This window comes from Nitrospiraceae bacterium, from assembly GCA_020632595.1.
Taxonomy (GTDB): Bacteria; Nitrospirota; Nitrospiria; order Nitrospirales; family UBA8639; genus Nitrospira_E.
On the sequence record JACKFF010000010.1, the window covers coordinates 55247 to 68683 of the forward strand.

General features: G+C 51.6%; 13 protein-coding genes. 5 read left to right on the plus strand and 8 right to left on the minus strand.

Translation table 11 applies throughout. The features are described from left to right. Positions 1-28 precede the first annotated feature (28 nt). The 5 genes from H6750_16085 to H6750_16105 all read right to left on the minus strand — a co-directional run bounded on the left by H6750_16085 (position 29) and on the right by H6750_16105 (position 5733). The gene (locus tag H6750_16085) at positions 29-619 is read right to left on the minus strand and encodes a TlpA family protein disulfide reductase (protein MCB9775826.1); all 591 of its coding nucleotides are present in this window, start codon (positions 617-619) and stop codon (positions 29-31) included. Positions 620-628: 9 nt separating this feature from the next. Beyond that, positions 629-1105, minus strand: coding sequence for a DsrE family protein (locus H6750_16090; GenBank protein ID MCB9775827.1), 477 nt, complete (start codon positions 1103-1105; stop codon positions 629-631). 362 nt (positions 1106-1467) lie between these two features. After that, entirely contained in the window at positions 1468-2127 is a 660-nt protein-coding gene (locus tag H6750_16095; GenBank protein ID MCB9775828.1) for a response regulator transcription factor, read from the minus strand. After that, on the minus strand, positions 2114-3556 hold the full coding sequence (locus H6750_16100) for a hypothetical protein (protein MCB9775829.1): 1443 nt from the start codon (positions 3554-3556) through the stop codon (positions 2114-2116). Before H6750_16100 ends, H6750_16095 begins: the two co-directional genes overlap by 14 nt. 350 nt (positions 3557-3906) lie before the next feature. Then, positions 3907-5733: a sigma 54-interacting transcriptional regulator gene (locus H6750_16105; GenBank protein ID MCB9775830.1), complete on the minus strand. Its 1827-nt coding sequence runs from the start codon at positions 5731-5733 to the stop codon at positions 3907-3909. Positions 5734-6033: 300 nt separating this feature from the next. Here H6750_16105 and H6750_16110 point away from each other — a divergent pair, with 300 nt between their 5' ends. Then, entirely contained in the window at positions 6034-7005 is a 972-nt protein-coding gene (locus H6750_16110; GenBank protein ID MCB9775831.1) for a multicopper oxidase domain-containing protein, read from the plus strand. Positions 7006-7227: 222 nt separating this feature from the next. Here the strand turns inward: H6750_16110 and H6750_16115 are convergent, their stop codons facing one another. Then, on the minus strand, positions 7228-7587 hold the full coding sequence (locus H6750_16115) for a hypothetical protein (protein MCB9775832.1): 360 nt from the start codon (positions 7585-7587) through the stop codon (positions 7228-7230). Positions 7588-7812: 225 nt separating this feature from the next. On the opposite strand from H6750_16115, the gene H6750_16120 reads away from it, so the two are divergent. Further along, complete coding sequence (locus H6750_16120; GenBank protein MCB9775833.1) at positions 7813-8250, plus strand: YbaN family protein; 438 nt, start codon at positions 7813-7815, stop codon at positions 8248-8250. Here the strand turns inward: H6750_16120 and elbB are convergent. Beyond that, positions 8182-8835, minus strand: coding sequence for an isoprenoid biosynthesis glyoxalase ElbB (gene elbB / locus H6750_16125; GenBank protein ID MCB9775834.1), 654 nt, complete (start codon positions 8833-8835; stop codon positions 8182-8184). The genes H6750_16120 and elbB overlap by 69 nt on opposite strands. A 505-nt stretch (positions 8836-9340) precedes the next feature. On the opposite strand from elbB, the gene H6750_16130 reads away from it, so the two are divergent. From H6750_16130 to H6750_16140, 3 genes are all read left to right on the plus strand, one after another. Then, positions 9341-9667, plus strand: a complete 327-nt coding sequence (locus H6750_16130) for a DUF898 family protein (GenBank protein MCB9775835.1) — start codon at positions 9341-9343, stop codon at positions 9665-9667. 15 nt (positions 9668-9682) lie between these two features. Beyond that, the gene (locus H6750_16135) at positions 9683-10936 is read left to right on the plus strand and encodes a glycosyltransferase (GenBank protein MCB9775836.1); all 1254 of its coding nucleotides are present in this window, start codon (positions 9683-9685) and stop codon (positions 10934-10936) included. Between the two features lie 180 nt (positions 10937-11116). After that, positions 11117-11602, plus strand: a complete 486-nt coding sequence (locus H6750_16140; protein MCB9775837.1) for a peptidylprolyl isomerase — start codon at positions 11117-11119, stop codon at positions 11600-11602. Between the two features lie 249 nt (positions 11603-11851). Here H6750_16140 and amrB read toward each other — a convergent pair whose 3' ends face one another. Continuing rightward, complete coding sequence (amrB, locus tag H6750_16145; GenBank protein ID MCB9775838.1) at positions 11852-13120, minus strand: AmmeMemoRadiSam system protein B; 1269 nt, start codon at positions 13118-13120, stop codon at positions 11852-11854. Positions 13121-13437: the final 317 nt, after the last annotated feature.

Consider the following 13437-nt stretch of genomic DNA (forward strand, 5'->3'; position numbering starts at 1 on the left):
GGGGGATCGATTCGTCCCGGTTGAATATTTATGGGTGCAAACTCTTGAGGAATTTCTGATACTGAGGATTCTGGTTGATCCCTGCACCACGGTGGGCAAGGATCATTTCCCCATGGGCATCCATCACTACGAATGTCGGGGTGACATTGACACCGAAAGCCTGCGCCACCGCATTATCCCGATCATAGGCGGTGGGAAAGATAAAGGTGTTAGGGTTGCCTGTGACATATTCCTCCACATGGGCCAGACTGTCCGAGAAGGCCACAGTCAACACCTGGAGTTGGTCAGGTTTGTGTTCCTGATAAAATTTCGCGAGAATCGGCAATTCCATTTGGCAATACCGGCACCATGGCGCCCAAAAGACGAGAAGCGTCGGCCGCCCCTGTAATGAATTTTTGCTGTACGTATGGCCGTCAAATGCCCGAAGCTGAAATTCCGGGGCCGGGACGGAAACCGCTGGGACCGGCAAGACTCCAAAAACCAGACTCAGGCCGACCATCATGAACCCGGCAAGGACCCTTCTGATTGCCGAGAACCATCGTCCCCGGTGGAAGCCTGCGAGGCTTCCACCGGATACGGCTCTTTTGGAGCTCGTCGATATATACAACTTATTTCGCATATTGGCTCCTTATGGTTTGATATACACATAGCCGGCGCGTTGAAGGTCGGCAATTCGTTTCACGGCAACCGGATGCTCAGTGGGTGTGAAACCGGCCAGCAATTTTTCTAGCGGTGTCCCATAGAGTTTCATCGAGACCTGACACATTTCGGCCTTGATCCCTTTATCAATCACCGCCTTCAATTTATCTTTCAACTCCTGATCGACCGTATCGCTTTCAAACAACTTCAGGGCCGGCCCATGCACGACTAGAACCAGGTCGATCTTGTCAGGCCCGCCTTCTGCCTCAATGTGCTTATTGATCAATGCTAAGGCATACTTGGCCAGAGCCGGATCGTTACTATCCAAGTGATACAACACTTTCACATTGTCCTGGCCCGGGGTCTTATCTGCCAGAACCAAACCGGGACTCAAAATAAGTCCGTACACACCAGCAAACACCAGCGCCGAGAGCATCAGGAATGGCTTAGAAATGAAATTCAGCATGACGGCCTCCTTGGATTGAACAGTGGATGAAAACCAGGCTCCGGGTTGGAGTCTTCATCGTCTGAGGCTATTGTGTATCAAATTTAGAGCGGAACGGTAGGTGCGAACATCCGGAGTCGGGCGACTATTCTTCCCGTATGCGAATAGGGGTAAATGCCCCTAATGGCTGTATTGAAAAAGGCCGCCAGCGGCGTTCTCGCCGCCTGGCCGTGCTCACGTACTCCTCCGTACGCTCCGCCCGTTCAATCGGCTGCGGCCTTGCTGGACGAGCCTTTTTGAACACTCCCTCATTTTTTCCGGTGAAAGTTTCAGGAACTCTTATGCTAAGGAAAAGGCAATACAATTGAAATATTTAACATTCGCTATGGGGAAAATCGGCGGACGAACTCCGCCGCAGCTTGAGAACGGCGGGTCACTTGTAATTTCTGGAAAATATTTTCGAGATAATGGCCAACGGTTTTATCGCTCAGGTCGAGTGCAACGGCAATTTCCTTATTGGTTTGACCTTCGGCCACCAGTGTCAACACCTTCAATTCCTGTGGCGCTAAGGATTCTTTCCTGCCATCGGCGGAAGAGATGGAGAGATGCTGCATTTTGGTGAGGACGCGTTGTGTGATCGCAGGATCGAGAATAGACTGACCGGCAGCCACCGTTTTGACCGCACGGACTAATTCCTCCCCGCTGATTTCTTTCAGCAGAAAGCCTTTGGCTCCTGCCATGATGGTCGCCATGACCGCCTCGTCGTCGGCAAATGACGTCAAAAACAACACCCGGATTTCGGGAGATGTATTCCGAATCTCACGGCAGGCCTCAACTCCGCTCCCGTCCGGAAGGCGGACATCCATGAGCACTACATCGGGCTGAAGACGGTCGGCTTCGGACACCGCCGCGGCCCTGGTCCCCGCTTCACCCACGACCTGCATGTTCGCGGTTTCGGTAAAAAGCGTTTTCAGGCCCAAGCGAAGCACCTCGTGATCATCGACCAGTAAGAGACGGATAGGGGTTGTGTTACGCCTGGGCATGGCTCCCTTTCTTGGCAATCTCAAAAAGAATTCGAGTCCCACGGTGAGGCTTCGACCATACCTGAAAATGCGCACCCAACCGCTTCGCGCGTGCGGCCATATTTGTCAATCCGTGAACTCCCTCATGGGTATCTTCAAGATCAAAGCCCAGACCATCATCCATCACTTCCAAACACACCGTCCCTTCACGCACTTGAAGGGATACCGTACCTGACGTAGCGCGTGAATGTCGCACACTGTTGCTGATGGATTCTTTCACCACATACAACAGATGAGTGGCTTCCTCCGGCGTGAGCAGATCAGCGGCCTCCTGTTCGATCTGCAAGTGAAAGGGCAGGTTCTGCGATTTTTCCACGGTCTGCACAAGGGTGCGCATCTCTTCGACCCATTGCCGTCCATTCATGCATTCCGGTTCAAGACCGCTGATATGCCTGCGCAGGTCTTGAATCACGAATGTGAGTTCCATCAAGACATCGCTGATGCCGGCGAGGGCTTCTTGAGGATTCTGGGGAATGAGCCGCTGGCATCGCTCTAAATTCAGCTTTAAGGCAAAGGTCGATTGAATGACACCGTCATGAAGATCCTGGGCCATCCGCTCCCGGGCTTCCAAGACTGTCCGAAGCTGTTGTTCACTCTGCCGACTGGCTTGTTCAGCCTGTCGGGTTTGGATCAATGATGACCGCAACTCCGAGACGGCAGCCAAATACCCTCGCCCGACATACCCCAGAACGAAGAAATAGGCCACCAACCGGAGCAAATGCCAGAACCACCATCGACTGCCCCAGATCACGGAATAGGTAAACATCAATTCCGCAAATCCGAACATGAAAGCCAATGAGGCAAACAGGACATCTTCCGATCGACCCGAGGTACGATAATCCAAAAAGAAGCGAAGCGATCCGGCAAAAAACAGCATGCTCGCAAAACTTTTGGGGGCAACCGCAGTTGGCGTGAATACCCCTTCACGAACCATCACCGGTACATCTTGCGGAAATCCAATCGTCCATAAGCCAAGGGCAAGGGCTCCACCGGTCATTACCCACGGCATCCATTTCATCGTTGTAGGATGTTTTCCCGTTGCCGAGAGCCACATCAGCCCGAACCCCAAGCCTCCCAACAAGCTGGCAAGGCTCCGCAATAGCACGAATCCATTCCCTGGTACCGATACCGCGTGAACGATTTCAAGGATACCCATCCCGAGAAACCCACCGGCGAGGGGAAGGAATTTCTGCCTGGTAGGGTCAGCGGTTCTTTGAAGTAGCACTATTCCCATGGAAATGGCGGCCAAGCCACCGACAGTTTCCAATGTGGAATGGAGGGGCTCATGGGCCCAACGCCATCCCGGCAACACCTCCGGAAGGACGACGCCCATCATCAACGCGGCCATACCGCATCCACCAATGACCAGATAAATCGAGTATGGCTTCATATGTCCGGTTTCCGCATGTATCTTCCCAGCCACCATGAAGCTTTGTCTAGCCGAGATGGCGCAGGACAATCATGGTCTGTTCAATGAACGGTCACAGGCATGACACGCGTCCCCACATCTCAAATGTGAAGATTGAGCATCGATGTGTGGTAGTGGAATTTTACGATCCTGATGCGTTGGACAGGTCCAAGACGCGTGTCTATTCCAGAAAATAACAGCGCCTGGGGTAAAACATGCCGTTCCCGCCGAATTTCTTGTGCTCCCGGTGGGCCCAGTGAAGTCTAATCATGATGTGAGGGGTAAGGCGTGGTCATTACGCAGAACGACACTCCGACGTTCACCTTGCGTGTTCACCTTCCCTTTACAATCCCCATTTTTTTGATGCGGGCAACCAACGTCGTGGGTTTAATACCAAGTCGTTCGGCCGCGCCGCCTTTTCCATAAATTCTCCATTCCGCCTGTTCAAGGGCCGCCAAGGTATTTTCCCGTTCTCGAAAACGAATTTCTCGTTCCGTCATCACACTCCGTGCCATGAGGGAAGCATGGGACTCCTGAGCCTGCGAAGAAGCTCGTCCTCCTCCCGGCTGAGGGATATCGAATGCCAATCCCTGGCGTTCGGAAAGAATCAGACCCCGCTCGATAACGTTTTGCAACTCCCGAACATTTCCCGGCCAGTTATAACGTTGCAATTGCCCCAGGAGAGCTTTCGTCAGCTTCGGTTGCGCACAGTGGAGCTTCTTTGATGTGACCCCGAGAAGATACTCGGCTAAGAGGGGAATATCTTCCTTCCGTTCGCGAAGCGGGGACATTTCAAGCGGGAAAACATTGAGGCGATAATACAGATCCTGCCGGAAGCGACCGTTTTCCACTTCCTGTTTTAAGTCCTTGTTGGTCGCAGCGATCACTCTGACGTCCACATGACGAGTGCGTTCCTCGCCCACGCGTTCAAATTGCTGCTCCTGCAAGACCCGCAAAAATTTGCTTTGGAGGTCCAGGGGAATTTCGCCGACCTCATCCAGAAACAAAGTTCCCCCATCCGCCGCGCCAAATCGCCCCGCCCGATCTTTGACCGCACCGGTAAAGGCCCCCTTCACGTGGCCGAAAAACTCACTTTCAAACAGGTCCCGCGGTATGGAGGCACAATTCACGCGGATTAACGGCCGGTCTTTCCGTTGACTGCGTTTATGAATTTCCCTGGCAACTAATTCTTTCCCCGTTCCGGATTCACCGAGAATCAGCACGGTAGCCTCCGTGGGTGCCACGAGAGCGATTTGACGGATCACGTTGTGCAGGGCCGGGCTTTGCCCCACGAGATCCCCGAAGGCCCCGGCTTCGAGGACTTCTTCCTGTAAGTACCGGTTTTCCGCTTGCAAGCGGTTTTGCCGTTCCAGGAGGGCTTCTGTCTGTTTTCGTCCGCTAATATCAACCAGAAATCCTTGATACCACTGCACGGCTCCTTCCGCGTTGCGGATTACCCGCGCATTTTCTGAAATCCATATTGGTGTGCCGTCCGCCCGATAAACCTGCGATTCAAAATCCGTGATGACATCCTGGTGCTCCAGCAACCGGCAAAACTCCTCCCGCTTCGTTGGCTCGACATAGAGTTGAGAACCGATATCTTTGACGGTTTCCATCAGGGCTTGGGGGGAGTCGTATCCCAGCAAATGACTCAGGGCCGCATTGGCATTGAGGAAGGCTCCGGCAGGTGTCGCCTGATAGATCCCCTCCACCGCTTGATTAAAAATGGCCCGATATTTTTCTTCCGATCGCTGAAGGGCTTCTTCGGCTTCTTTTCGCTGAGAAATATCTCGAATGATTCCGCTGAAAAAGAGCCGCTCTTCTTCTTTCCAGGCCGAAAGCGTGAGTTCGAGGGGGAATTCTTCTCCGGTTCTTCGCAAACCACTCAGTTCAACGGTCTCTCCCAGAATTCGCGTTTCTCCCCTGGTGCTGTATCGCTCAAGCCCGGCTTGATGCGCCTGTCGGTAGCGATCCGGCATCAGCATGGTGAGGGGCCGACCGACGGTCTCCTCGCTATCATAACCAAAGATGTCTTTGGCCCCCTTATTCCAAAACAGGATGGTCCCTGATTGATCCGCGATAATGATGGCATCGTGCGACGACTGGGCTACAGCCCGAAACCGCATCTCTGCCAGATAACTGTCCTTAGTATTGCTCATCGGCTCGATTATCCCTATGGGGGTGTTGAAAAATTGAAAAACATACAGAATTTTGCGCTCCTCTCACATTAAACAATATTTTGTTGCAATACAGCAAAATATTATTGAAAAACAAAATATTGCTGAAAGCATCTTGAACTAAATTCAATTAGTTATATAAAAATCAATAACTTATACATTGATTATATTTGGCACACTATCTGCTAATAAGGTTGAGCAGGATATGTTGCATCTGTCGGCAAACATAGCCAGGCATCACTCGCATTAATCACATTTATGTTCGTTGGAAAGGATGGAAGAATGAAGAATCGACAATCAGGCCGGATAGGGTTGGGAATTGCGCTGATGGCCATGACCGGAAGTCTTCTCACATTTGCCTCACAAGTCGAGGCTAAAAAGGTGAAGGTGGAACTCACCGCCGTGGAAACGGAAGTCGTCATTGACGGTAAAGGCACCACTTATAAAGCATGGACCTTTAACGGACAGATTCCGGGTCCCGTCGTTCGCGTGACCGAGGGTGACCAGGTGCATTTCATCCTCAAAAACCATGAGAGCAATGGTCGCCCACATTCCATGGACTTCCATGCCGCGGAAACGGATTTCCTCGCCAATTACCGTGACGTGAACCCTGGGGAGTCTTTGGAATACGTCTGGGAAGCGAAACGGCCAGGCGTCTTTGCCTACCACTGCGGCGCGTTTCCCATGATTCAACATATTGCCCGCGGCATGTTCGGGGCCGTGATTGTGGACCCCAAGGATCCCCTGACAATGCCCAAGGCCGACAGGGAATATGTGCTGGTACAATCGGAATTATTCACCTCAGATCCGGACGACGTCTCAGCGATGATGGCAGGGAAAAACGATCATGTGGTGTTTAACGGCGGAATATTTAAATATGACCCTGTTCATGCTTCAAAGGGCGGAGAGTTCCTCACGGCCAAACCAGGGGATCGGGTACGGTTTTATTTTGTCAACATCGGGCCAAATAATTTCTCCTCCCTCCATCCGATTGCCGAAATTTGGGACGAGGTCTGGCCAAGTGGCAATCCCGCCAACCGTTTGCAGGGCATACAAACACAGGTCGTCGGTGTGGCAGATGGTGCCATTCTGGATGTCGTGGTGGAACAAAAAGGCGTCTATCCGATCGTGACCCACTCACTGAAAGATGCCCTCACGGGAGCCATTGCTCTTCTTGAAGTGAGCGATGAAGCCAAGAAGCTTTCTCTGATGCCCTCGGTAGGCCCCAAAGCCATCGATACAGCCAGCAAATAGTCAAGGAGAGCATAACCTCAAATCTCTACTACGACCTCATGCTCCTCTCTTCGTGGGAGGCAGATTCGTCGCCTCCCACGAAGAACCGGGTTCGACCCCACCCCCATTCGCGCTCGTTGAAATTTTCTGACAAAATGGCCGTGGCCTTTATGGTAGCCCTTGAGAACGCTAGTACTCGCCTTTTGGCTCTAGACCAGGACAAGAGAGCACTTGTTACCCTTCTCAGTTCTCCATCATCTCCAGCCTGGTATCAAACTCATGACCGCATTGGATACATCGGATACAATCAGATTCCACCAACGGTTCGTCATCTCGGATCCCCATTCCCCCACAATCAGGGCATCTGGCTAAATGGACTTTTTGATCATGGACGGTTTCGAATTGCGTTCCATGGAGGCAAAACACCGGTTGTCCATCAAGAGCCCATGGCTTTCCGGCCTTGTCAACGACGGGCAGGACTACATAATGCTGTGCCGCATAGGCCTCCTGCTCGGCTCGTGTCGGGAGACCGTCCTGAACCAGCTTTCCGGTTTTGACTTCGTAAAGTGCACCTTCTTTCGGAATGACTTTTGTGGGTCCCATCTTCACCTCCTTTACGTGTGATCATGCCGTTTGGAAATCAGGTTGCCTTTCGTGACGACAACTCGTGTTGTGGTCGTACAGTGCACAGCAAAGTCCTCATTGACAGACCATCAGGCTCATCCCAAATGCCCCTTTCAATTTTTTCCTGAATAAGGCCGATACCATTCACAAGGAATCATAAAAAATTTCGCCAGTCATGACTCATCCCCATTGGGGTTCATAAGCATGTCAGCCTTTCCCGTGCGATTTATTATGCTGCTCATAGGGTGGGTCAGCCTTGCTCTCGGGATTTTGGGGATATTTTTTCCACTCCTGCCCACCATGCCATTTGTCCTGCTTGCCGCCTCATGCTTCTCCAAAAGTTCTCCGCGCCTTCATTCATGGCTGCTCCATCAACCCCTGTTGGGCCCGATGATACAGAATTGGCAGCATGAAGGCAGTATTAATCAGAACACGAAAGTCACGGCAACGGCCTTCATGATTGGACTTTTCGGGTGCTCCTTCCTGTTTTTTCCTTTTTCGGCTCTCCGCACAATTTTTCTTGTCTGCATCAGCACCGGATTTTTACTCTTTATCTGGACTCGTCCCCTGCCGTCAGGCCATCTTAATCAATTCGGCAATCGCCCCACTGACACCGGCAAAAATCTGGTGGGGCCTGGCTGATCCATACATATAGGCGGGCGTGGTGATGACTTTATTGCTGTGATCCACGACATATCGTTCCACCGCGCAATTCTGATGTTTGGCGCCGGTTTTTTCTAATTCAGATGCGGTTCCGGCGTCTTCTCCAATGGTCACATTGACGCCTTTTTTTCCCAAAGCCAAGGCCATGATAGCCGGAGCAATACAAATCGCGGCAATGGGCTTTTGACTGTCAGCAAATTCCTTCACGACCCTGGCCACTTGCGGATCAATTTGGCCACCACTCCCCTTTTCTGCAAAGTTACAAAGGTGCAACGCGGCTCCAAAACCTCCAGGAAAGGCCAGGGCATCGAAATCCTTGGCCTTGAGTTGTTCTAATGGCTGAATCTCACCACGAGCTATCCGGGCCGCCTCCTGTAAGACATTTCGTTTCTGTCCGGTGGGCTTTTGAGTGAGGTGATTGGTTTCCTCAACATCTTTATTCGGGGCAAACACCTCATAGGCAGCTCCGTTTTGGCCAATAGCAATGAGCGTGCTAATGGCTTCGGTAATTTCAGCACCATCTAAAAATCCACAACCTGAAAGAATCACGGCTACTTTTTTCATAATGTCCTCCTTTTTCCTGAAGACCGAAGAAAGGACAGCCGTTCCAACCCGGACTGTCCCGGTATTTCGTCATAAGTGGTACGCTAGTATGACTCCGGGAAGAAGGTCAATCTCTAGATATCCTGAAATTCTCTTCGGATTCCGCTCGCTCCACTTCTTGGGATGCTCTCACAGAGCACATAACGCTTCCCCTCAGCTCTCAACCCACCGGCAGAAAAATCTTATGTGGGAGTGTTGAAAAATGCCGCCACCGGCGTTCTCGCCCCTTGGCCGTGCTCACGTACTCCTTCGTACGCTCCGCTCGCCCAAGCGGCTGCGGCCTTGCTGGACGAGCCTTTTTGAACACTCCACTATTTTTCTCTGGTGAGCCTCGTTGCCTCCTAAGCTGATGAAGCGGCGAAATTTTTACAATATTCAGCAGTCCCTATGTATTTATTTATTCACCAACAAGTCTTCCCATGGTAGGCTGTGGAGAATTCTCCACATTTTTCGTATGAGGGAACTCATGAATCATCAGCGTTTTGATTTTCGCGGAACAGGGTTCAGTTGTTTATGGTTATTTATCTGGACGTGGGTGTTGACCGTGATCACCTTTGGCCTATTTTTTCCGTGGGCCTATTCCGCTCAACAGCGGTGGATTTCAGAACACACCTTCATCGGGAATCGCCAACTCGTCTTTCACGGAACGGGATTAGGATTTTTTGGGACCTGGCTCCTGATCATGGTGCTCACGATCATCACCTTCGGACTCTATATGCCATGGGGCTTTTGCCGGTTGAAACGATGGCAGACAAACAATCTCGCCTTCGCAGACGAGGAATTCCAAGGGTAACTCAGGTCAACTTCAATGACGATTCTTATCCTGGCCGTGGGGAGTTACGGGGATGTCCTGCCCCTGGTGGGAATGGCCAGAGAACTCCAGCAACGCGGGCATAGGGTCACAATCTTCACCAGTGCCCATTTCCAAGAACTGGTTCAGAAAGCGGGAGTCGGGTTTACGCCGTTGGGAACGGCCGATGACTATGACGCGATAGCCAACAACCCTGCTTTGTGGCATCCCCACAAAGGCTGGCGGCTCCTCATGAAACAGATCGTCTCGAGCGCCTTGGGGGAAACCTATACGCTCCTCAAGTCAAAGATCATCCCGGGAAACACCCTGCTGATCAGCTCCACCCTGGGGTTTGCCGCCCGCCTGCTTCAAGAAACCCACCACATTCCTCACGCCACGGTCCATTTTTCCCCAGGTGTCTTCCACTCGGCTCACCAGGCTCCCAAAATTCCCGGCCTGACTCTTCCGGATTGGCTGCCCGTTACAGTCAAGGACGGCATGTGGAAATTTCTGGATCACACCTTTATCGATCCTATCGTGAAACCCCAACTCAATGATTTTCGCCGTCAGCTCGGCCTGCCACCAGTCTCACGGATCTTCCACAACTGGCTGCATTCACCCGATCTGGTTTTGGGTCTGTTTCCTGAGTGGTTTGCCGCTCCCCAACCTGACTGGCCACCGGCAACGCATGTCACCGGCTTTCCCCTCTATGATGAAGCTCCCGACAGTGTGCTTCCCGCAACCGTACAGAATTTTTTGGATGCACACCCCGAACCCCTCATCTATACCCCGGGCTCGGCCAATAAACATGGGCGATCATTTTTCAAGGAGGCAGCCGAAGCCAGCCAGGTACTGGGACGGCCGGCGATTTTTCTGACGCGATACCCGGAACAACTTCCTCCGTTTCTCCCGAAGGGGATCACGCACTTTTCCTATGTGCCCCTCAGCCGGCTCCTTCCGCATGCGGCGGCCCTCATTCACCATGGCGGCATCGGCACCTGTTCCCAGGCCTTTCGAGCAGGCACCCCGCAAGTGATTCAACCCCTGGCGTTTGACCAATTTGATAATGCCGCCCGGGTTGAAAAATTAGGGGTGGGCAGGATCATTCGGAAACGAAGGTTCAAAGCCTCCACCATTGCCACGAGACTCCAGACCCTGCTCCGCTCTTCTGATGTGAACAGGCAGTGCCGGAGCCTCCAGCACGATTTCCTGGGAGAAGATCACCTGAAAAAAAGTTGTCATCTGCTCGAAACGACATTCCGAATGACGTGACGTTTTCACAGCCATACCATGCATGAAGTGCACACATTTTCTCCTGTCAACACATATTTCTGTGTTGCTTCTCCACTCAAATGACCGTGATGCTTGATGAACTTTGCAATCCCTTGGTAAAGTGCCAGAATCGTGACGACACCATCTCCCTTACAATTCAAAAAGAAAAATCCCAAAGCCATTATCTCTACCAAATTCGGGGATATAGAAATCCGATTTTTTACGGACGACGCGCCCCGACATGTGGAAAGCTTTCTCAATCTCGTCAGGCTGAAATTTTATGATGGCACGACATTTCACCGTGTCGTGCCGAAATTTCTGATCCAGGGTGGCGACCCATTGAGCAAACATCCTGACCGGGAACTCCATGGCACCGGGGGACCGGGGTTTAGCCTCCCGACCGAACCGAGTGATCGACCTCACCGTCGCGGGACGGTTGCCATGGCGAAAGTTCCCCGAAATCCGGATGCCACCCGTGATATCTCCGATAGCGGCTCGCAGTTCTATATCATCGTGGAAGACACCAGCAGTCTTGATCGCATGTATACGGTGTTCGGCAGAGTGGTGAAAGGTATGGAAGTGGTGGATCAGATCGCCGCCGTGGCACGCGACAGCCGGGACAATCCGCTGGAACCCGTACCGATGAAGATTAGAGCAGAAGAATAGCCCTTAAGGGGAGTATTGAATAATACTGATCTCCGAGGGCAAAACGTCGCACAGTCATACGGCTTCTTGGAAGATTCGGGTCGGTTCCCAAAAGCATGCACTGAGTCTTCCCGAAGGGTCCGTCCAGTCCTGCCCTGAGTCATGTCGAAGGGAAGGGCACAGCCACTTTTTCGCGTAGAGCGTATGTGTAATGCGTGAGCACGGAAAAATGGGGAGAACGCCGCTGGCGGCTTTTTTTCAACAGACCCGTTAGACAAACACGATACTGGCGTACGTCACCGTTGAATTAAACTGATCGGTAATACCCCGATCATAGCGCAGCACCTGCCCTTTGAAATCCTCCCCATCACGCTTGAGCATCTTCATGAGGGAAAAAATGACCCCAAATCCTAATATGCGCCGCTGGTTCCCCTCTTTTAAGATAAACTCTGCAAACCCTTCCGGGTCCGCTTCTTCCACTTTCTTCAACATTTCCAGATCAATCTGCATACATCGGTGAAATGAAAAATCAGTGGGAGGCGTTTTGTCTCCATAGCGAATCCCGATATGCGCCAAATTGGCGCTGCCAATCACACACACCTGTTGCCCGCTGGCCTGGATCGCACGTTTTGTAATCGTGAGAAATTGATCAATGCGGTGAAAAAGCTGTTGATACTCCCCACCCGTCAATGTCTCAGGAGGAAAATCCACGAGAATCGGTACAATGGAAATCTCCCGCCCTTCACCCAGCGCATGCTTGAGAAACGGCAGTTGCAATTCCAAACTATGTTCTCGAAGATGGGCAATATCTTCCACAAAAAAAGTTTCACCGGTTTCTTTGCGGATTAAGTCGATAATCGCGCGATTGACCGGCACGGTCCCGAACGGCGTTTCAAAATCCTTATCCGTAAAGGCGATGCCTCCTTCGAGACCGGCATGGCACGTGCCGATCAACACCAACACATCCGGGACCTGGCCTTCCCGTAATTCCTGATAGCCCCACGCGTAAATGGGCCCGGCATCTTTTAATTGAAAATTCGGGGCGACAAGACCTTTAATCGTCTGACCGGCACATTCCGCTTTTCCTTTTTCCGGACCCTCTTTGGAGGAATAAAACCCATCAATCTGTGCTCGCAATTTAGCCGGATCGGATTCATATTGCTGTCCGGCGAACGCCATCGGTCTTGAGTCAAGCTTTCGATAGGCCTCACAGGCTTGCGCTTGCACCTGCTTTAATCGATCTCCCTCCAAAAACAATTTCTCATCGAGATCGCTCACCAATTTTGTGAGGCGATCCGGCATCATAAATTCACCATATTTCTTGAGATACTCGGCACCAACCTGTTCCAGGGAATGTTCTCCATCAAAAAACTGAAACAGATAGAAAAAATTCAGCGGCAATACCAGCTTTTCAGAAGACAGACCGGAAGGGTCCCACAACACAATGTATTGCTCCTCCCCCTGCTTCAGGGGGGAATATTGCAAATTCCGGAGAATCGGGTAGTTTTTGGAATTTTTTTCGACGGTCTCGGTACTCATATGGAAGGTCCTATCCTGGCTGAAAAGAAAAGATTGTCTCAAACCTGCATATTATACGGGCGCATGAATCAAGCCCGCAACCAATCAGGACAAGGGTTTTTGATGTGTATCGTGAAAGGGAAAAATGAAAGGGGTTTACAGAGAATTGTGAGATGAGAGCCCCCATGAGCTACGTGCAAAGGTAGCTAAGGGATAACCAGGGATTCCATAGGCTTCATTTGGTGGGAAAATTATAATAGCAAGGCCTAGCACACCCGAGTGGCCCGAAGAAGCTACCATTATGCGATGATCGATAGCTGACAGCAGCCATGTCTCTT

What these genes read in the sequence shown, in the direction of transcription:
- elbB (MCB9775834.1), bottom strand. Translation starts at nt 8,835, where the DNA reads ATGAAAAAAGTAGCCGTGATTCTTTCAGGTTGTGGATTTTTAGATGGT.
- H6750_16110 (MCB9775831.1), top strand. Translation starts at nt 6,034, where the DNA reads ATGAAGAATCGACAATCAGGCCGGATAGGGTTGGGAATTGCGCTGATG.
- H6750_16105 (MCB9775830.1), bottom strand. Translation starts at nt 5,733, where the DNA reads ATGAGCAATACTAAGGACAGTTATCTGGCAGAGATGCGGTTTCGGGCT.
- H6750_16120 (MCB9775833.1), top strand. Translation starts at nt 7,813, where the DNA reads ATGTCAGCCTTTCCCGTGCGATTTATTATGCTGCTCATAGGGTGGGTC.
- H6750_16085 (MCB9775826.1), bottom strand. Translation starts at nt 619, where the DNA reads ATGCGAAATAAGTTGTATATATCGACGAGCTCCAAAAGAGCCGTATCC.
- H6750_16095 (MCB9775828.1), bottom strand. Translation starts at nt 2,127, where the DNA reads ATGCCCAGGCGTAACACAACCCCTATCCGTCTCTTACTGGTCGATGAT.
- H6750_16100 (MCB9775829.1), bottom strand. Translation starts at nt 3,556, where the DNA reads ATGAAGCCATACTCGATTTATCTGGTCATTGGTGGATGCGGTATGGCC.
- H6750_16130 (MCB9775835.1), top strand. Translation starts at nt 9,341, where the DNA reads ATGAATCATCAGCGTTTTGATTTTCGCGGAACAGGGTTCAGTTGTTTA.
- H6750_16090 (MCB9775827.1), bottom strand. Translation starts at nt 1,105, where the DNA reads ATGCTGAATTTCATTTCTAAGCCATTCCTGATGCTCTCGGCGCTGGTG.
- amrB (MCB9775838.1), bottom strand. Translation starts at nt 13,120, where the DNA reads ATGAGTACCGAGACCGTCGAAAAAAATTCCAAAAACTACCCGATTCTC.
- H6750_16135 (MCB9775836.1), top strand. Translation starts at nt 9,683, where the DNA reads ATGACGATTCTTATCCTGGCCGTGGGGAGTTACGGGGATGTCCTGCCC.
- H6750_16115 (MCB9775832.1), bottom strand. Translation starts at nt 7,587, where the DNA reads ATGGGACCCACAAAAGTCATTCCGAAAGAAGGTGCACTTTACGAAGTC.